The sequence below is a fragment of the Streptomyces sp. NPDC050315 genome (assembly GCF_040655775.1).
Taxonomy (GTDB): domain Bacteria; phylum Actinomycetota; class Actinomycetes; order Streptomycetales; family Streptomycetaceae; genus Streptomyces.
In genome coordinates, this window is the sequence record NZ_JBFAKN010000001.1 from 571070 (window position 1) to 591197 (window position 20128).

The window sequence follows — 20128 nt, forward strand, 5'->3', positions numbered from 1 at the left end:
GTCCTCCTACCCCGTTGATGCGACCATGGAGCACCGAACCGAGAGAACGGCGAACGAGGAGAGCATTGACCAGGTGGTCCACCGCGCTGACCGAAGCCGGCATCAGCAATCCATCACTCCGACAGGACTACGAGGCTCAGCGCCGACTGGTTCGGCGTTTCAAGGTCCAGGAGTTCCTCGCCGTTCGACTGCTTCTGCCCCCACGTCTCCAGCCGTCCGTCATCGCCGCCGTAGCGTTCATGCACGAAACCGACAGGCGCATCGACGTAGGTGAGATGGCCACCCGGCGGAACACACTCCACTCCTGGGGCCAGCAGGTCAGAGAGGCAATGGAGCACGGCACGTCCGAGCAGCCCACCCTCAGAGCTTTGGCCGACACAACCCAGCGGCACCCGCAACTGTCTACGTACGTCCAGAACTTCCTGGACGGCGCGCGTCTGGAGGCCGATTGGACGGGCTTCGAGGCCGAGAGCGACTTCCAGGCATACGTGGACACCTACTCGTATCCAGCGTTCATGCTCACCGCGTCGCTGGTCGCACCGACGGCACCAGCAAAGCGAGCCGAGGCATTCGAACGCGGCTGCCGTACTCTGATCGAGGCCATGCAACGCACCGACTTCCTCGCAGACCTGTCCGAGGACGCCGCGCAGGGCCGGATCGGTATTCCCCGCACGGAGTTGGCCCACTTCGGCCTCGAAGTCGATGACCTCCTGCACCCATCGTCGACATCTGCACCCGCACTGGAACAGCTAGTCCAGGCTCAGGCACGTACCATCGGCGCCGGACTGAGCGCCTGCCGCAACCTGCCCGACCTGGTGACGGTGGAGCATCAGCCCTTCCTACGTGCCTTCATCCGTGTGCAGGAGCTGCAACTGGAGGATGTGCAACGCAAGGGTGGCAAGCTCTTGCACGAGGAAGCGGGAGCTTTGAAACCGGCCGCCCTAAAGGTGTTGCTGCGGCACTACCTAACTGCCCGGAAGCAGCAACATCGGCGTCGACGTCAACGTCGACGTCAGTAGGCACGCCGCCGCTCGCCAATTGCGGGGCACTGCGGAATCCGATCACGGCGCCAAGTCGAGGAACTCCCAACGTCCTTGGGGCTGTGCACCGCTGAGCCATTTCCCGCAGTTCTGCAGGACCGTCGGGCTCGAGGTGATGTGTTGGGTACCTGTGCCGAGGTCGCGCAGGAACCGGTCGATCGGGCCGCGCCTGATCGCCGCCGTTCCCGCCCATCGGTGCACCGTCTGGCCCACGTCCTGTGCGGTCCACGTCGCGTGGTTGAGCGCCAGCCTGAGCAGTGTGTCCTGCTCGGTACTCAACAACTCACCCGCGTCCAGGGTGGCTTCGATACCTCGCCACACCTCCATCGCCCACGCCCGCGCCGCACGCAACTTCGCTTCGGCAGTCGCGTACTCCGCGTGGAACTGCGCGGTGTCGACGGCGGCGTTCCGCGTGCCGGATTTGGCCGCGGCTACCCGCTTCAGTTCATCGAGCAGGCGCCGCCCGACACCCAACGCCCAGCCGGTGTGCCCGATCGCGGCCATGTTGACCAGGCCGACGCGGTAGATCGCACCGCCGTTGACCGGGGTCGTCGTAGTGGCGAGATAGGTGTGCGTCGCCGGGACGTACACATCAGCGCAGTGGTAGTCGATACTGTGCGTCGCACGCAGCCCGAGCACATCCCAGTTGTCGACGAGTTCCACCTGCGACTTCGGCATCGCCAGCACCCGCAGCTCCCCGGTGCCCTCGACCTGTATCGCACTGTGAATATGGGTGGCGTGCGCCATACCGGAGGCGAACTGCCAAGAGCCGCTCACCAGGTAGCCGTCCTTTGCCGGGACGGCCCGACCGGGCCGGGTGCCGTGCCCGGCCAACAGCGCGTGATCCCCACCCGCGACATCCGGGAACAAGTCGGCCGTCGCAACGCCATCGAGATAGGCCGCAGTGGTGCCGGTCACCAACTGCAACGCCATCATCGTCCAACCGGCCGACGCATCGTGGTAGCTGACCCGCTCGACCGTCTCGATCACTTGGCGCGGGGAGAACTCGTATCCGCCGAGGTTCCGCGGCAGTGCGGCCCGGACGACCCCGGCGTCCAGCAACGCCCGCGCGGTGCCCTCGGTGAGTCTGCCGAGCTCCTCGGCCGCGTCCGCATTCGCGTCGATCGCCCCGCCGAGTGCGTCGATTCGCTGGAGCATCGCGGGAAATTCCGAGCTGACATGTAATCCGGCCGAGACCGCCATGAATGGTCGCTCCTCGCTATCAGCATGAGTACTGAGCCATGAGTGCTGAGCCAGCGACACTTTAGCCAGATACCGTCCGGTTCCACAGTGCGGCGAACGAGCTGTTCCCCGCCGAGGTACGCGGCTCCGCCGTCGGCCTGTCCTCCCCCTGAGCCGCATCGGAGCCGCCGTCGGGACCTACCTGGTCCCGGTGGCCCTGGCGAACTGGGGCATCGGCCGCACGATGCTCGCCGCCGCGGTCATCAGCCTGATCGGCGCGGCCGTCTCCATGGCCTGGGCCCCGGAGACACGTGACCTCCCGCTGCACGAATGCGCTGCCCTGCGAGAACAGCCAGCGCCCGCAAAGCCCCTGAGCAGCCGCTCCTGAACCGGCCTCACTTCCGGGAAGCAACGACACCACGTCAGGCCGGTACTGAGAAATCAGCACCGGCCTGACGTGTTTTCCGGAGGGCGGGGAGTCCGCGGGCAGTGGTCAGCCGATGCGGCCGAGGATGTGGTTGGCCGGGGCGGCGGGGTCAATGGTGGTGAAGTAGTCGAGCCAGGCGGTGGCGTACTCGTCGCGGGTGATGGTGCCGTCGCCATCGCGGTCGAGGAAACGAGCGGCCTCGACGGCGTCCTCGGGGGCGACGCCTCCGGTGGTGAACATGGCCACCAGGGTCGCGACGGGGATCTGGCCGTCGTCGTCCGCGTCCATCGCGGTGAACGCGGCGTCGACCGCGCCCCTTACGGAGTCGCGGATTGCGGGGTCGTCGGGCGCGAGGCCGCTCATGGAGGCGCGGAACTCGTCCCTGGTGATCCTGCCGTCACCGTCGGCGTCGGCGTGCGCGGCAAGCGCCCGCCACCAGGCGGCGTACTCGGCCTTCACCTGGGTGGCCTTGGCGGAGTCGAGGGGGACCTGGCTGCCTTGCAGGATCTTTCCTGCCATGAGGTCGATGTCCTCCTGATCGATGTGCCCGTTTCCGTCGACATCGAGGAGGGCGAACATCCGGTCACACTTGCTGTGGATGGCTTCGGGCGTCGTCTCTGTCGTCATGAGCGCTGCTTCCGTTCTCCGTGTGCCGGACCGCCGCCTCTTGGCGCCGGGGTCCGGCGGGGACCGATGCTGATCTTCCGAGAGTCGCAGTGGCCGAGGGGAAACCAGTGCCGGATTCGGGACGGTTCACCCCTTCGTGCTGTTCGCCCGCATCGGGGATTGATCGTCGAGGCGCGTGGAGAGGGTGTGACCTGCTGGACAGCGAAAGGAAGACACGCGAAAGGAAGACACTGTGCTCGGGAAGATGGCTGTCGACACGTCCGACGCCCGTCCTGCGCGGGATTCCGGGGTGACGGGCCTGCGGCGGTCCGTCGCCGAGGGGCCGCCGTTGACGACGAAGCTGTGGGACACACTGCCCGCGGTGCTGCGCCGGGCGGCGGCCGCGAGCTCCCCTCAGGAGTTGGTGTACGTCCTGGGGGACGGGGCCGTGGACCGCCAGTCGTACGCCGAGCTCGCCGTCGACGCCTCGCGTGTACTGGGCGGTCTGCGCGCCGCCGGGGTGCGGTGCGGGGACCGGGTGGTGTTGCAACTGGCCGACAACCGGGACTTTGTCTCGGGTCTATGGGCGTGCCTGCTCGGCGGCTTCGTCGCGGCGCCGCTGGCGGCGGCACCCTCGGCGGGTGCCGTGGGCGGGCAGCGGACCGGGGCGAACGGCGGCGGCGAACGGCTGGCGGCTGCCCGGCTCCTGTTGGACGATCCGTGGGTGCTCGGCGGTCGCACCGTGACACAGGCGTCGACACGGGTACCGACGCAGGCATCGGCCGCGGACCGTCCCGTACCCAACGGTGCGCGGGCACTGTCGATCGACGAGTTGCACGAGGCCGAGCCCGACGCCGACTGGCACACCGGCGGCCCCGACGACCTGGCGCTACTGATGCTCACCTCGGGCAGCACCGGCACGCCCAAAGCCGTACGCCTCAGCCACCGCAACGTCCTCATGCACGCGGCGGCCGGCCAACAGCACCACGGCCAGACGGAACGGGACGTCTGGTTCAACTGGATGCCACTGGACCACGTCGGCGGTGTTGTCATGTCCCACCTGCGCAATGTGGCGGTGGGCTGCCGTCAGGTGCACGCCTCGACCCCGTGGGTACTCGCCGACCCGTTGCGCTGGCCGGCGCTGCTCCACGAGCACCGGGCGACCCTCACCTGGGCGCCCAACTTCGCGTACGGGCTGGTCAACGAGCGCGCGGCGGACATCACCGGACAGGACTGGGACCTGTCCGCGCTGCGGATCGTGCTGAACGGGGGCGAGACGGTTGTTGGGCGGACGGCCCGCCGGTTCGTCGAACTCCTCGCTCCGTACGGCCTGCCCGCCGACGCGATACGTCCGGTGTGGGGCATGTCGGAGACGGCCTCGGCGCAGATCGACACGGTGCTGCCCCCGACGACGACGTTCGACGACGACGGCTCCCGGGGAACGGAGGCCGTCGAGGTCGGCCGGCCCTATCCGGGGTTCGCCGTGCGGATCGTGGACGAGGCGCAGCAGGTGGTTCCCGAGGGTACGACCGGTCGCATCCAGGTGCGCGGGGCGGCCGTCACCGCCGGCTACCACCGCGCACCGGAGCGGACCCGCGAGGCGTTCACCGGGGACGGCTGGCTGGAGACGGGCGACCTCGGTGTGCTCCGCTCGGGCGCGCTGACGATCACCGGACGGGCCAAGGACGTCATCATCGTCAACGGCGTCAACCACCTATGCCACGAGGTGGAGGCCGTCGTCGAGGAACTCGGCTGCGTGGAGCGGTCGTTCACGGCTGCCTGCGCCGTACGGCCCGAAGGCGCCACGACCGATGAGCTCGCCCTCTTCTTCCCTCTCAAACCGGACGCGGACCCGGAAAAGGCGCCCGCTCTCATCCGCGCCGCGGTGCTCCGCGAGACCGGCCTGAGCCCGTCCCACCTCGTGCCCGTGGCACGCGAGCAGATTCCGAAGACCGAGCTGGGCAAGATTCAGCGGAGCCGCCTCCGGGAGCAGTTCGAGGCCGGGGCGTTCGCCGGGCGCCACGACGGTGCCTCCCCCGCCCGCCTCCACCGCCTCGTATGGCGTCGGGCCCCGCTGCCGGAGCGGGCGCGCAGGGACGCGCCCGGCGGCCACACCGTACTCCTCGCCGACCGGCACGGACTGGCCGAACGCCTGGCCGACCGGCTCCGTGCCCGCGACCAGCGGTGCACGCTCACCCATCCCGGTGCCGAGTTCGCCGCGCTGGGCCCCGACCGGTACGCGCTCCCCTTCGACGACCCGGCCGCCTGCACGCAGCTGCTGGCCCTGCTCGCGGAGCGCGGCGAAGATGTCACCGCCGTGGTCCACCTGGCCACTTGGGCCCCGTACGGTGGCGAGCCCACGCCCGACGATCTGGCCCGGGCGGAGCGGGACGCCGTACGCTCGCCCACTCGCCTCGCCGCCGCGCTGACCGCGCGGTACGGGGAGGCGGATCCGCCCGCCCTGTACGTGGTGAGCAGCTACAGCCAGTCCGTGCACCCGGAGGACGCGGTGGCGTTCGAACGAGCGCCCGCTGCCACCGTGATCAGGAGCCTGCGGCAGGAGCTGCCGAGGCTGCGCTGCCGCCACATCGACCTGCCCGCCGACGACGCGGACGCCGCCGCGGGGCTGGTACTCGACGAGCTCGACGCCGCTGCCGAGGACACGGAGGTCGCCTTCCGCGGGGGCGACCGGTACACGCGGAGTCTGGTGGCGGCGCCCGTCCCCGCGGCCGGTTCGGGGCCCGCGACCGGTTCCCGGCCCCCGCTGCGCCCCGGCGGCCTGTACGCCATCAGCGGCGGGCTCGGCGCCATCGCCGTGGAGGTGGCCCGGCACCTGCTCACCACGTACGGCGTGCGGCTGCTGCTGCTCGGCCGGACCCGGCTGCCGGACCGCGGCGAGTGGCCCACCCGCATCGCCGCCGGTGGCGAACTGGGGCGCAGACTCGGTGCGCTCAAGGAGCTGAGCGCGCTCGGCGAGGTCGACTACCGGGCGGCGGACGTGTGCGACGCCCGGCAGCTGCGGGCCGCCGTGGCCGCCGCCGAGCAGCGCTGGGACACCGAACTCGCGGGCGTCCTGCACCTGGCGGGTCACTACGCGGACACCCCTGCGGACGAGGCGTCCGCGGAGCGGTGGGAGGCCGTCCTGCGGGCCAAGACGCACGGGGCCTGGGCGCTGCACCAGCTGCTGCGCGGGCGGCCGGGGGCGGTGTTCGTGTCGTTCTCCTCGACGGTGGGCGCGTTCGGCAGCTCCCGCATGCACGCCTACAGCGCCGCCAACTCCTTCCTGGACGCCCTCGCCGTCCACCAGCGCACACGCTGCGGGATGGCGGCGTGGAGCCTGGGCTGGAGCATGTGGGACGAGATCGGCATGAGCCGCGGCCACCCGTACCGGGCGCTGACGGCCGCCCGGGGTCACCGCGCCATCGGCGTCCCCGAGGCGCTGCGCTGCCTGGACGCGGCCCTCGCCCAGGACACTCCGCATCTGCTGATCGGCCTGGACGCGGAGCGGATGGCCCGGGCGGGCCTGGTGGCCGGGCCGCCGCCCCTGCCGCGGGCCCGGCAGCTGCCGGCGGAGGAGCAGCTCTCCGCCCGTCCCCCGGCGGGACACCCGGGCGGGCTTGCCGCGGCGGGTACGCCGGACCGGGTGGAGCGCGTACTCCGCGGGATCTGGTGCGAAATCCTGCACCGGGACCACGTCGGCCCGCACGACAACTTTTTCGAGCTGGGCGGGCAGTCCCTGCAGGCCACCCGGATGCTCGGGCAGGTACGTGCCGCCCTCGGCACCGAGCTCACCTTCGACGCCCTCTACGCCGACCCCACCATCGCCGGGCTCGCCCTGCGGCTCCGGCACGACGCGCACCACCCGGACTCCGGCCCCCACCGGGATCCGGCCGGTGTCCTGCTCCCCCTCCGTCCCGGCGGGCGGCTTCCCCCACTGTTCTGTGTCCATCCGGCCACCGGGGTGGGCTGGCCGTACGCCGCGCTCCTGTCCGGCTCCGCACCGGATCGGCCCCTGTACGCGCTGCAGGCCCGCGGCCTGGCCGGTTCCGAGCCGATGGCCACCACCGTGGAGGAGATGGCCGCCGACTACGTCCACGCCGTGCGTACCGTCCAGCCGCGCGGCCCGTACCACCTGCTCGGCTGGTCCTTCGGAGGCCTCGTTGCGCACGAGATGGCCGTCCAGCTGCAGGCCGCCGGCGAGGAGACCGGTCTGCTCGCGATGCTCGACACCTGGCCGCCAGGCCCCGGGGCCACCCGCCCGGCACCCGAGCAACTGGAGCGGATGCTGATGGAAGTCCTCCTCAAGGACGCGGGGCTGCAACACGCCCTGCCCGCATCCGAGTACGAGCACCTCGACTGGCCGGGCATCGTGCGCAGCTTGGGCCACCATCCCAACAGCTCCCTCACCGCGCTCGGCGCCGAGGGCGTCTCGGCACTCGTCGGCGTCATGCGTAACAACGCCGCACTGGAGCGGTCCTTCACACCGCACTCCTACTCCGGGGACCTCATCCATTTCACCGCTACCGACCGCCTCTTCGGTACCGCATCACCGCAGGACGCCTGGCGCCCGTACGTAGCCGGCCGCGTCGTCATCCACCCCGTCGACTGCCACCACGTCGACATGCTCCGCCCACAACACCTCACCCGGATCGTCCACGTCCTGGACGAGACGATGCGGACCGCCGACCGCACCACTGGCTCCGAGGTCCGCGCTGTCTAGGATCCACTCGTGGATATGTCCAAGCGCCTCGAGCCGACGCCGTCCATGGCCGACCGTGTGTACGCGGTGCTGCACGAGGCAATCATGAGTGGCGAGTTTCCCGTTGGGTATCGCTTGCGCATTCGTGATCTCGCTGCCGAGGTCGGCACCAGTGAGATGCCGGTCCGTGCAGCGATCCGGCGTCTTGAGGAAGCCGGCTTCGGCGCCACAGCGATTGCCCGCATGCGCGAAGAGTTGAAGCACACGAGGCTGCCGGCAACCCTGTGCTGGTCAACACCATCCGTACGATGTGGCAGCACTGCCGCGCCTACAAGACCGTCGGCGTCCGGGCAACGCTCGCCGACCCCGGCAACGACGCGCTGTGGCGTTACCAGGAGCGGCTGGTCGATGCCGTCGCGGCACACGACGTCGAGGCCGCGGGTCTCGGGCGCCCACAGGACGGAGACGACGGCGCCGACGAGGCTGATGGCGGCGGCCGCGATCATGGTGCCGGCGTTGGTGGCCGGATGGTGGGGGGCCGGAGGCGGTCAGTGGTGGGCGGGCGCCGTTGCGTGTGTCGTTGTGTTGTCCTGCCTGCCACCAGCACATCCGCTTGCCGGTGCGCGGCCGGCTGCGGGCCCGCTGCGCGCTGTGCCGTAGGGAATGGCCTGCGACACGCAGCGGTCCCGCAGTGGACGCTCAGCCGTGACAGGTGACCTTGACGGGCGCCGCCGCGTGGTGAGCACCCTCGCGGCCCGGCCCGAAATCGATGCCGCGGTCCAGCAGCTTCACGGCGATCTTGCCCTGGCGGACCTGGAAGGTGCCGCCCGGCTGCCAGGTGCCGCGGTGCCCGGCCTGGTCAATGGTGAACTGGCCGTACTTGCTGTCCCGGTTGAAGGCGTCGGTCAGCACGTGATAGGTGGTCGGATGGCCGTTCACGTCGCGGTCGTTGGGCCCCTGGGGCACGTAGACCGAGACCTGGCAGGTCCGGGACTCCGGGCCCGGCGCGAACCACCACATCACTCGGCTGTTGGCATCCTTGCCCGGCTCGCCGGACATCGGTACGGACGTGAACTGGCCGCTGCAGCCGCCCTCCCGGGTGGAGCCGCCGGTGAGCCCGTACCAGCCGTTGCCGCCGTCGTTGTACGCGCCCTGCTGCTCATAGCCGCCGCCGGGCGGGGTCGGGCAGCCGGGGCCCGCGAGTCCCGTGTAGGTCACGCGCGGCGGACCGGCGGGCTTCTTGGCCTCGGGGGCCGGGGTCTTCTTCTCCGGCGCTTTCGGCGCCTCAGGGGCCCGGGAGGGCGCCCCCGCTTCGCTGGGCTTCGGGGACGCCGGGCTCGGGGACTTGCTGGGCTTGGCGGCCGGTGCCGGAGAGCTCGTCTTCGTCGGCTTCGGCTGCTTGGCGGCGACGGCCTTCTCCTGGCCGTCACCGAAGCGCACCTGGGAGGCGCCGAGGGTGGCCAGCGCCACCACGCCGACGCCGACACCGGCCAGCACGGGCAGGCCCAGCACCGTCTTCCACACCCGTCGGCCGGGCGCCAGGCCACGCAGCGGGGTACGCGCCCCCTTGGCGAAGGTCTCCGCGAAACCGGACCGGGACGGGCGGTCCGGGCCGGTGTTCTTGTTCGGCTGTGACAACGGGGTGTTCCTCCTGGGAGTAGTCGGGGGAGGCGGGTCAGGCCCGACGGACGGGCCCGCCGGGTCCGGACGGGAGCGGTTGCGGCAGGCCGGGGCCGGGCGAGTCCGTCTCCGGTACGTCGAGTTCGGGTACGTCCAGTTCGGACAGCGTCCGCAGGTCCGCCTCGGACGGGGCGTCGTTCTCCGCGACGCGGTACGCCTGCCGTTCGGTCATCGCCTGGAACGTCTGCCGGGCCGAGCGTCCGTTTCCGAACCGGCCGTCCCGGGGGACGTGGTCGAAGTAGCCGGTGAGCGTGGCGCGTGCCGCGTCGGTCAGTTCGTACTGGTGGGCCGCCGCGTGTTGTTCCACGATGCGCACCAGGTCCTCGGTGCCGTAGTCCTCGAACAGCAGCGTGCGGTTGAAGCGGGAGGCGAGTCCGGGGTTGGAGTCGATGAAGTGCTCCATCTCCGCCGGATAGCCGGCGACGATGACCACGACGGCGTCGCGGTGGTCCTCCATCAGTTTCACGAGGGTGGCGATGGCCTCCTGCGCGAAGTCGTTGCCGCCCGAGCCGTGTGCGGGTGCCAGGGAGTACGCCTCGTCGATGAACAGCACGCCGCCCATCGCTTCCATGAAGACCCGCTGGGTCTTCGGCCCGGTGTGGCCGACGTACTCGCCGACCAGGGCGGAGCGGTCGGCCTCCACCAGGTGGCCGCGCTCCAGCAGGCCGACGGCGGCCAGGATGCGCCCGTAGAGCCGGGCCACCGTGGTCTTGCCGGTGCCGGGATTGCCCGCGAAGACCAGGTGGCGGCTGAGCGGCGGTGCCGCGAGCCCGGCCGCCTCCCGGCGCTGCACCATGCGCATCAGCTTCACGAGCGAGGCGACATCCTGCTTGACCCGGTCCAGGCCGATCAACTGGTGCAGCTCGCCGAGCAGTTCATCGAGGTCCTCCTCGGTGGCCGGGGCCGTGGTCGCGGCGCCCGCGGCCGGGGTCCCGCCGGACCCCGCGGTGGCGGTGGCCGTCACGGGCGCCAGCGGCGCGGGCCACTGCGCGTCCTTGACCTGCCAGGAAACGCAGTCGCGCACCTCCGGCTCGGCGCCGGTCCCGGTGCTCAGGTCGGCGTCGGCGTCCTGTACGCGGATCCGGGTCAGTACGGGGGTGGCCATCTCACCCAGGTGGACAGCTGGGTAGCCGGGGGCGGTGATCTCGCAGTCCTCGAAGACGCCGGCGCCTCCGGCATCCACGATCAGGCCGTTCTTGCCGGCGCGTACGATCCGCACCCGGCTCACGTGCGGGGCGGCGCCGGCCGCGACCACCACCCCGGACCCGGCCGCCTCGGTGATCTCCACATCCCGGGCCCGTACGGTGGCGCCTTCCTGGACCACCAGCCCGGCGGTGCCGGCGCGCAGCACCCGGCCGCCGGCCAGTTCCGCGTCGCCGTCGGGACCGAAGCTGAACCCGGCGCGTTCGGCGTCGGTGACCGTGCAGCCGGTCAGGCGGACCGGGCCGCCGGAACCGGCGACGACACCGTTGCGGCAGCGGACGACGGACAGTTCGGCGGCTTCGGTGCGCGCCGCGCCGGACAGGTCGAGGCCGGACATGCCGCAGTCGGTGAGGTGCACCTCGGTCAGCGCGAGCCGGGCGTCGGCGACCGCGTGCAACCCGTGTTCGGGGGTGTGGCCGGCCCGCAGCCGGGTCAGCGTCACCTCGGCGGCACCACCGGCGTGTACGGCGCTGAACCGGGAGTCGGTCACCTCGCCGTCGGTGAGCCGGATGGCGGCGGAGCCGGTGGCCAGCACGCCGTTGGCCGCCGAGCCGCGTACGGTCGTGCCGCGCGCCTCCAGCCGGGCCGTACCGTGGGCCATCAGGGCCGCCGACGTGGTCCGTACGACCCGGGTGTCGGCCAGCCGTACCCGGGCCCGCTCCCCCGCGGTGGCGCCGGAGCCGCCGCCGTCGCGCAGGACGCAGCCGGCCAGCACGGCGTCGCCCGACCCGGCGACGTGCAGCGCGTCCGCGCCCGCACCGCTCAGCTCGCAGCCGTACAGCAGCAGTCCGCCCCGGGCCTCCGCCGGGGCTGCGGTGCCCGCCGCCTCGTACGGGTCGTCGTCCTGCGGTACGGGCGAGGAGTCCAGCACGCGCACCGCTTCGCCGCCGCAGTCCCGTACCCGGCAGTCCACGAGCAGGGCCACCGACCGGTCCTCGAAGAGCAGCCCGCTGCGGCCCGCGCCGTCGATCAGACACTCGCGCAACACGACGCGCGCGCCGTCGCGGACCCGCACGCCCGAGCCGGTGGCCTCCCTGATCCGGCTGCCGGTCATCTCCAGCCGGGAGTCGCCGCCCACCACGACGCCGGTGCCCTGGGCGCCTTCCAGGACGCAGTCCGTCAGCCGTACCGCACCGGTGGTACGGATCAGCGCCCCGGCCAGTGCCGCGCCGGTCAGGCGGGCGCCGGTCATGGTGAGCGCGGCGTCCCGCAGCACTTCGAGGCGCCCGCGGCCGGTGCCGCCGCCGTGCCAGTACGTGCTGCCGCCGGAGAGCAGGACGGCGGGCTGGTCCGCCGCACCGCCCCGTACGGTCACCCCGTCCAGCGTCAGCCGGGCACCGGGCAGGACTTCGAGGGCGGGGGCGGTGCCGCCGGGCGCGGCGATGGTGACCCCGCCGTCGTCCGCGCGCAGGACCACGTCGCGGTCGATGCGCAGGGTCTCCTCGTACGTCCCGGGCGACATCCGCACTTCGTCGCCCGGGGCAGCGGCCTCCAGGGCCGCGGCCAGCGCGCCGGGTCGGCCGGGGGTCACGTGGTGCACGGTGGCGTTCGGAGCCGCCTGATCGGTGGTCATTGGAGGTCTCCCATGGGCGTGTCCGGGTCGGCGGGGCCGTCGGCCCGGCCCTTGCCCTTGCGCGGGCGCTTGGAGTGGGTGTCGCCGCCCGGCCCGTCCGCACCAGCGCGACCGCGCTTGCCGCCCGCGACCGGGCCCGGTTCGTTGTCCATCACGGTCCAGTGGCCGCCGTCCGGGTAGCGCACGGTGTCCGTACTGGCCGTCCAGACGATCTCCACCGGGGGCGGCAGCCGCTTCTTCCCCTGCCTCGCGGGCGCGATGGTGGTCATGCTGCCGTCGGCGAAGGTGATGTGCAGTTCGCGGCCGAGGGCGTTGGCGTAATACGTGAGCGCCAGGTCCTCGGCCGTGTTCCTGGCGGGCCGGCTCGTGGAGCCGCCGAGGCCGTCGGGGAGGAAGTTCTCGCGGCGCAGCCGCCCGGTGGCCAGGGCGATGGACAGTTCCCGGCCGTCGGTCCCGTGCGCGATCGCGTCGTTGACCGCGGCCTCGACCCGGGTCTTGGTGACGGTGCCGCGGTACTCCAGCTGGCTCCGCACACCGCGCAGGATGTCCTCCGGCGAGGGCAGGCCCAGACGGCCGGGCGCCGTCTCGAAGGCGTGGAGGACCGAGGTCGGCGGCGACTGGTGCGAGGTGTGCACGATGGCGTAGTCGAGCAGGTCCAGGAACCGCGACGGGTCCTCGTTGTGGGCGTAGCCGTGGGTGACGATCCGCAGGTCCTCCTGGCGGATGCCGGCCCGTATCGACGGGTCGCTCGGCAGCCCGGCGGAGACGTTGATCCCCAGCGGGTTCGCGCCGGTGCCCAGTTTGTCGGTCAGCCGCGCGGCGACGTCACGAGGGCGCTCCTGGTCCGGGCTCTCGACCGGCCGCAGCGGGTTGTCGTGGTCCGCCGCCTCCGGGGACAGTCCGAAGCGCTCGTCACGGACGGGCTTCAGCTCCAGTCCGCGCTTGCTGTCCTTGTCCACGACCAGCCGCTCCACGTTCCCCAGCCCGGCGTGGTCCTGCAGCAGCTTGCCGCTCTTGCCGAAGAGCGAGGCCATGATCCGGGAGAGGTCTGTCGGGATGGCCGCCTTCTCGAACTCGGCGACGAAGGCCGTACCGCGGTCGGGCAGCGTGTGGTTGCCGGCGGCGATTTCCCGCTGCGCCTCGCGGTCGGTGATGCCGTCGTCCACCCGCTTGAGCCAGTCGTCCTGGCTCTCGCCCGCCAGCCGCGGGAAGTCGTCCCTGGTCAGGCGCGGCAGGGTGGTGTCCAGTTCCCAGGCGTTGAAGTTGTTGAGCGCCTGGCTCAGGTGGTGGAACTCGGCGCCGCCGTCACCGAACCGCAGCGGCAGCCAGCCGTGCACACCGGGCATGGTGTCCACCAGCGTCGCGGTGGCGTCCACGAACAGGTTGGGCTCGGGCGCGTACGGCAGCAGCGGGTGGCGTCCCGCGATACCGGTGCGGGCCCGCATGTCCGCGCGCACCCGCAGGTCGAAGGTGTGCCGGTTCTCCGGCGTGACGCGCAGTTCGCCGGGCTGCGGCGGAGTGGCCCTGGCCTTGCCCTTGCCCTTCGCCTCGGCATCGGCCAGGTGCTCGTCGGTCTTGACCAGCAGCGGGTCGGGCAGGCCGTTGCCGGGCGGCTCGGGCACCCGGTACCCACCGGTCATCATCAGCGGGCGCAGCGGCTCCGCCGACGACGGCACTCCCGGCTGCTCGACGCCGCGCATCTCGAACTTCTTGTCGAAGTAGTCGAAGATGTGCCGGCCGCTGGGCACGGTGTGCTCGAAGGTGTCGAAGTCCATGAAGGCGAAGTACGGATGGGAACGCCCGGCGCCGTCGGCGCCGCCGGCCATCATCGCGTGCACCATCGACCGGCTGGCCGGGCTGGTCATGACGGAGTTGCGGACGGTGCCGTACGGGAACGAGCCGCCGCGCCAGCCGACACCGACGACGGCAACCGGGAAGTCGGCCCGCACGCCGTCCAGGGCACCGCGTACCGCGGCGTTGATCCGCTGCATCTCGCCCGCCGGGCCGTTGACGCCGATGACCACGCCGAACCGCCCCCGATAGCCGTCCGGGAGGTTGGCGGTGGCCGAGCGCAAGAAGGCGTCGAGCTGTCCGCCGCCAATCTCGTCGTACTTGACGACGGCGTTGACGACGTAGGAGATCGGGCGCCGTTCGCTGAGGCTGTCACGCAGGTTGCCCAGATAGTCCCCGCCGGACAGCGGCCGCTGGTCGAGTCCGTGCAGGTCCCGGAAAGCGGTGTTGGCGCGGATTTCGCCCGGCGTGGTGCCGCGGGTGAGGGCGTTGTCCCACCGCAGGCCGGGCATCTGGTGGTTGCCGCCGCCCTGGCGCGAGGGGCCTGGCTGTACGTCGGTCATCTCCACGTCGCGCGGCCCGGGGTGCGGGGACGGCGCGCCGCCGAGCGGGCCGACGTACTCGCCGCGCTTCAAGCGCTCGACGGCGATCGCGCTGTTGGCCTCGTCGATCTGCTGCTGTAGGGCGTGCGGGTCCATGCCCAGCTCGTCGAGCCGGGATTCGGCTCCGGCCATCTCGGACTGCCGCACGCCGAGGTCGTCCAGCGCCTCCAGAGCCGCGGCGGACGGCTTTGACGGGCCGGGCTGCCCCGCCTTGGGTACGAGCCGGTCCACCTTGTCCTGGGCACGCGCCAGGTCGGACGACGCCCGCTGGTACTGCTCCCAGGCGTCGAGCCGCAACTCGGCCTCGTGGCCGCTGGTGCCGCCGGTGACGATGTCGTGCCGGGCCTGGTCGCGGGCGCCCCGCCCGGTGTTGGGGCCGAACCCGAGCCGGTCCTCCGGTGCCGGGCGTTGCGGGATGGGGCTGCTCGGTACGGGCTCGGGGTCGGCGAGGTCCGCCTTGGCCTTGCCCTTGCCGACGGGCGGGGCAGGCTGGGGTTCCGTGAGATCCGCTGTGCCCTTGCCCTTGGCCGTGTCGGCGGCCGGGACCGCCTGCGTCTCCGGCTGCGGGCGCGGCAGCGGGCCGCCGCCGAGACCGTGTTCGCCGAACAGGCCGCCGTTGAGGGCGTTGATCTGCTTGCGGGTGCGCGCCGCGTCGATGCCCAGTTCGTCGAGCTTGGCCTCCGCCTCGGCGGCCTCGGCGCGCTTGACTCCCAGGTCGTCCAGCGCATCGGCCAGGGCGGGCGAGGGCTCGCCCTGGGCTGCGCCCGGCGGCGGCGCCAACTCCGCCACCTTGCGCTCCGCCTTACCGACATGCGACAGCGCGTTCTCGTACCCGGCCCAGGCGTTGAGCTTCGCCCCGGCCTCGGGACCGGTCGAACCGCCGAGGATCAGGTCGTGCCGGGCGCGCAGGCGCTGGTTCATGGCGGCGGCGCCGGAGAAGCCGCCGAAGCGGTTGCGCGGGGGCGCGGTGCCGGGACCGGAGTCCTTCGGCGCGGGCGCCGGAGTGGGAGCGGACCCAGCCTTCGGCGGGGGCGCGGGCGTAGGCGTAGGAGTGTGTTCGGTGGCCTTGACCGCGGCCGGTACGGCGGCGGCGTCCACCACCTTGGACAGGTCGCCGCCCGGGTGGGCGATCAGGTCGAGGGCACTGTGGTCCGCGGTGCCGGACGTGCCCGCCCCGTCCAGGTCCGGGCGGGCCGAAACGCCGGAAGGGCCGCTGTCCGGGGTCGCGCTGTGGCCGGTGGCCGGTGCGGGTTTGCGGTCGCCGACGTCCAGCAGGCTCATGGCCAGGTCATGCTGGTCAAGGACCGGCTGAGGGGGCGTAGGGGACGCCTTGGTCAGGGAACCGGTGCCGGACGATGCACCCGGCTTGATGCTCGGCGCCGCATCCGGTGTCTTCGCCCGCAGCGGGTCGTGCGCGCCGGCGCCCGTCGGCCGGATCGTTTCCGCCGTGCCGCCGTGCGCGCTGGGCACTCCCTCGGCGCCGGACAGGTGCCGGGTGCCCGCCGGGCTCTGCGTGACCGCCACATCCTGCACGCCCGTCAGGTCCGTACGGGCCGGGCCGCCGGGCGCCGTGTGCGCCAGGTCCTGCGCCGTGAACGTCCGCGTCGCCGCGTCGCCGATGCGGATGCTGATGCCGTCCCCGTGGAAGGCCGTCACCGCGACGTCCCCCGAGGCCAGCGCCTGCAGTTCGGGGAAGGTCATGTCCTCCAGGGCCTCGCCGTGCCCGGCGGCGCCGCGGGCCATCGCGTGGCCGTCGCCGATGCCGTGGACGGATCCGGCGTCGAACGAGGTCTCCGGGACGCGGACGGCGGGGGCGTCCGTCGCCACGTGGGCGAGCGGCGACGACGCGTGGGTGTCCTTGAGGAGGTCGATGGCGGTGTCCGCGGACAGCAGCAGGTTGTTGTCCAGGCGGATGTGTCCGGCGGCGAAGTCCGTCTGCTGGACGAGTTGGGTGGCGCCGGAACCGTGGACGTCCGGGACGGTCAGGCCGTTGGTATGCGTGGTCATGCCGGGTACGTCGGGGGCGGTCACCAGTCCCGGCCGGTCGACCTGGATGCCCGCGTGGGTGACGGAGCCGTTGGGTGCGGTGATGCCTTGCGGTGCGGTGATGCCCTGAGGTGCGGTGATGCCCTGAGGTGCGGTGATGCCTTGAGGTGAAGCCATACCGGGCGGCACCGTGATGCCGTTGGGGGCAATACCACCCAGCCCATTCGGTGTGAGCGCCCCCAGCCCGCTCGGTGTGAACGACCCCAGCCCGACGGGCGTCACGGTCCCGGGCATCCCGCCGAGACCACTGGGCGTGACGAGACCACCGGGCGTGAAGTGCGCGCCCGCGCCCGGGAAACCTCCCGGGAAGCCGGCCGCGCCGAGATGCAGGCCCGACAGGTCCACGAAGCCGCCCGGCACGAAGGGCGCACCGGTCCCGCCGACGGGCCGGAACGGTACGAGCGCGCCGGGTCCGCCGAACGCGCCGGTGTGGATGCCGCCGCGCAGCGCCGCGTCCGTACGTCCCGCGTTGGCCAGCAGCGCGTGCAGGTCCGGCTGCTTGATGCCCAGGACCCGTTCGCCGAAGGCGAGCCGCGCGGCGCCGCCGAGGCCCAGGACGCCCATTTCGGTGAAGTCCAGGGGCAGGACGGTGGCGATGGCGATCCGTCCGCCCCGCCCGAAGTTGACCTTCGTGTACGCGCCGAACTTGCCCCAGTTGCCGTCGATGTGACCAGTGAACTTCGCCCAGTCCTTGGCGAAGGTGCCCGCCAGGGACTCCCAGCCGCCCTTGGCGAGATTCCCGAGCCCCTTCACGCCGTTGACGATGTTGAGGGCAGGCGCCGCGTGGGCAGCGATGACCATGGGCGCCACCACGACCTTGGGCATGCCGTGCAGCGAGGAGAAGTGGCCGATCTCCGCGAAGATGTTCTTCCCGGCGCCGGCGATGCCTTCGAAGCCGCCCTTGAGGACGCCGCCCAGGCCCTTGATGATGGAGCCGACCGGCAGGGCCTTGGTGGTGGGGAAGAGCACGCCGAGGAAGGCCAGGCCGAGCTCCAGGCCGCTCGCCTTGCCCTGGCTGAAGTCGACGATGGTCTTGATCAGCAGGACCGCGTTCATGCCCCAGGCGAGGACCGCGAGGACGCCGCCGGTGAAGATGGCGATGACCGACAGCACGATGGTCAGCCATTCGAAGGCTTCCCAGAACATGTCGCAGTCGCTGACCGGCTGGACCATCAGCGACCCGGCCGCGGTCAGCGCCTTGTCCAGGGTGCTCGCCGCGTTGCCGAGCGCGGTCTTCGCCTCGTCGGCCCGGTCGATGTGGGTCTGCCGCTGCGGGTCGTCGTCGGACAGGCCCTGGATGGCGGACAGCGCCTGGTCGGCGTCGCTCTGCGCGTCGGTGACGGCGGTGGCGTACGTACGCAGTGCCGCCTCGGCCTGGTGGAAGGACTCCTCGACATGGCCGACGAAGTTGTGCAGGTGGTCGTCGACCATGTCGCGCAGCTGGTCGGCGGTCTTGCCGATGAAGCGCTGGCCGTCACCGGCGGTCTGCTGGAGCGCCTTGAGGCCGTTGTTGATGGTGCCCGCGTGGTTGGCAAGGTCGCGCATCGCGTCGGCGATGGTCGTGATGGCGGCGGCGTCGCCCGGGGTCGGGTCGCCGTCGAGGCCGAGAGCACCCCAGTCTCCGGGACGCGTAGCCAAGCCTGTTCCTCTCCCGCAGTAGACCGTTCACAGGTGTCACGACCGGCGCGTCCGGCACACCGGAGTCATAGGACACCACACTTACGATCACGGATCTGCGGCCCGATCGGTTCACTGTGTGAACGACATCACTTTGCTCCGCTTCACCGGTACTCGGGTGAACCGATTCGCTTCCCGTTGCGTTTGACCAGTGGAGAGACGTGAAGTGATCTCCGACCGCGCGAAGGGTGTGACCGTGACCGACATAGCCGTTGACTACGAACTGCTCAACGACGTCGCGCAGAAGGCCGGCAAGCTCAAGGACGAGGTCAAGCAGGCCCGCGAGAGCAAGCAGGAGTACTCGGTCGACGAGGTCGGCACCGGGGTGGCGGTCGCGGCGATCCGCAAGTACTACTCGACGTGGAAGGGCTCCTTCAAGCGCTCCGAGGAGAAGCTGGAAAAGCTCAAGAACCTCTATGAGGGCGTGGCGAAGAAGTGGGCCGACTGGGACTTCGACCTGGCCAACAAGGCGGCCAAGCAGAGCGCCTCGATCGCCTCCGACCTGTGGAACGCCCGCAACGACGAGTGGAACGCCTGGCACGAGTCGGTCGAGAAGGCCAAGAAGGAGTACCCGGACCTCGACCCGTCCATGCTGCCGAAGGAGCCCGAGAAGCCCGGTGAGCGCCCGCACGAGTGGACCACCGACGACGGGCACGGCAACAAGACCACCACGACGTACGAGTACGGGCCGGACGGCAAGCCGACGAAGGTCACCACGACCATGGAGACCAAGACGGGCCTGAAGGCGACCGACACCACGAACTACCACGCCGACGGCACGTACGACTCGACCTCGACGGACGTCTTCGGCAGCGTCACGAACACCACCGGCACGTCGAAGACGAGCGAGACGCCGGAGCACAAGACCACCACGGACGACTTCACCAGCAAGACGAAGGACACCGACGGCAACGAGAGCACCACCACTGGCACCACCACCTCGGTCACCGACCAGAAGACCGGCCATCGCGACACGAAGACCACCTACACCACCGTCGGTCCCGACGAGGACGGCAACGAACAGACGGTGACAGGTACCACCCACTCCTCCGTCGATCTCGACGGCCACGAAGTGACCACCACCATCGAGGTCAACGAGGACGGCAGCGGCACCAAGACCGTGGTGACCGACGGCAAGACGGAGGAGTGGACCAGCGACGACGCCGAGGGCGACACCGGCTGGACGCCGAAGGAGTCCGACGACTGACGGCCCCCGCCCTCGACCCGACGCGCCCCCGGGCCCCGTCCGGGTTCCCACCCATCCCCCTACCGACCCAGGGAGTCAGCACCATGCCCGCAGGCAACATCAACATCGACTACAACGAGATCCAGCGCGTTTCCGGCGTGATGAAGCAGGCCGTCAACGACATCAACCCGCTGCTGCTGAGCACCAAGACCTCCGTCGAGGGCCTGCTGGACAACGGTCTGTTCATGCAGCAGAGCAGCCCGGCGCTGAAGGAGTCCTACAGCAACCTCACCGCGTCGCTGCAGAAGGCCGTGGAGAGCATCAACTCCTTCGCCAACCAGTTCAATCAGATCAAGAACAGCATCGAGAAGATGGACCTGGACATCGCCACCGGCACCAAGAACGCGGGCTGACGG

General features: G+C 71.4%; 10 protein-coding genes and 2 pseudogenes. 7 read left to right on the forward strand and 5 right to left on the reverse strand.

Going from position 1 to position 20128, the window contains the following annotated elements:
- Positions 1-65: 65 nt before the first annotated feature.
- Positions 66-1019 (forward strand): squalene/phytoene synthase family protein, encoded by a 954-nt coding sequence (locus tag AB0I82_RS02670; protein WP_363255210.1) that lies wholly within the window; start codon positions 66-68, stop codon positions 1017-1019.
- A gap of 42 nt (positions 1020-1061) precedes the next feature.
- Here AB0I82_RS02670 and AB0I82_RS02675 read toward each other — a convergent pair whose 3' ends face one another.
- Complete coding sequence (locus AB0I82_RS02675) at positions 1062-2243, reverse strand: acyl-CoA dehydrogenase (protein ID WP_363255211.1); 1182 nt, start codon at positions 2241-2243, stop codon at positions 1062-1064.
- Between the two features lie 190 nt (positions 2244-2433).
- Here AB0I82_RS02675 and AB0I82_RS02680 point away from each other — a divergent pair, with 190 nt between their 5' ends.
- Positions 2434-2610, forward strand: coding sequence for a hypothetical protein (locus AB0I82_RS02680; RefSeq protein ID WP_363255212.1), 177 nt, complete (start codon positions 2434-2436; stop codon positions 2608-2610).
- A gap of 105 nt (positions 2611-2715) precedes the next feature.
- On the opposite strand, the gene AB0I82_RS02685 is transcribed toward AB0I82_RS02680, so the two are convergent.
- Complete coding sequence (locus tag AB0I82_RS02685; RefSeq protein WP_363255213.1) at positions 2716-3276, reverse strand: EF-hand domain-containing protein; 561 nt, start codon at positions 3274-3276, stop codon at positions 2716-2718.
- Positions 3277-3520: 244 nt separating this feature from the next.
- Here AB0I82_RS02685 and AB0I82_RS02690 point away from each other — a divergent pair, with 244 nt between their 5' ends.
- The 3 genes and pseudogenes from AB0I82_RS02690 to AB0I82_RS02700 all read left to right on the forward strand — a co-directional run.
- Positions 3521-7975: an alpha/beta fold hydrolase gene (locus tag AB0I82_RS02690; RefSeq protein ID WP_363255214.1), complete on the forward strand. Its 4455-nt coding sequence runs from the start codon at positions 3521-3523 to the stop codon at positions 7973-7975.
- A gap of 45 nt (positions 7976-8020) precedes the next feature.
- Positions 8021-8164 (forward strand): annotated as a pseudogene (locus AB0I82_RS02695) (GntR family transcriptional regulator); the annotation flags it as partial.
- A gap of 65 nt (positions 8165-8229) precedes the next feature.
- A pseudogene (locus AB0I82_RS02700) lies at positions 8230-8382 on the forward strand (hypothetical protein); the annotation flags it as partial.
- Between the two features lie 271 nt (positions 8383-8653).
- Here AB0I82_RS02700 and AB0I82_RS02705 read toward each other — a convergent pair.
- The 3 genes from AB0I82_RS02705 to AB0I82_RS02715 are packed head-to-tail and all read right to left on the reverse strand — an operon-like array spanning position 8654 to position 18487.
- Positions 8654-9592 (reverse strand): adhesin, encoded by a 939-nt coding sequence (locus AB0I82_RS02705; protein ID WP_363255215.1) that lies wholly within the window; start codon positions 9590-9592, stop codon positions 8654-8656.
- Between the two features lie 37 nt (positions 9593-9629).
- On the reverse strand, positions 9630-12410 hold the full coding sequence (locus AB0I82_RS02710) for a right-handed parallel beta-helix repeat-containing protein (protein WP_363255216.1): 2781 nt from the start codon (positions 12408-12410) through the stop codon (positions 9630-9632).
- A complete protein-coding gene (locus tag AB0I82_RS02715) occupies positions 12407-18487 on the reverse strand; it encodes a putative T7SS-secreted protein (protein ID WP_363255217.1) in 6081 nt (2026 codons plus the stop codon). The genes AB0I82_RS02710 and AB0I82_RS02715 overlap by 4 nt, the downstream gene beginning before the upstream one ends.
- A 235-nt stretch (positions 18488-18722) precedes the next feature.
- On the opposite strand from AB0I82_RS02715, the gene AB0I82_RS02720 reads away from it, so the two are divergent.
- Positions 18723-19733: a hypothetical protein gene (locus AB0I82_RS02720; protein ID WP_363255218.1), complete on the forward strand. Its 1011-nt coding sequence runs from the start codon at positions 18723-18725 to the stop codon at positions 19731-19733.
- A gap of 83 nt (positions 19734-19816) precedes the next feature.
- On the forward strand, positions 19817-20125 hold the full coding sequence (locus tag AB0I82_RS02725; RefSeq protein ID WP_030253916.1) for a hypothetical protein: 309 nt from the start codon (positions 19817-19819) through the stop codon (positions 20123-20125).
- Positions 20126-20128: the final 3 nt, after the last annotated feature.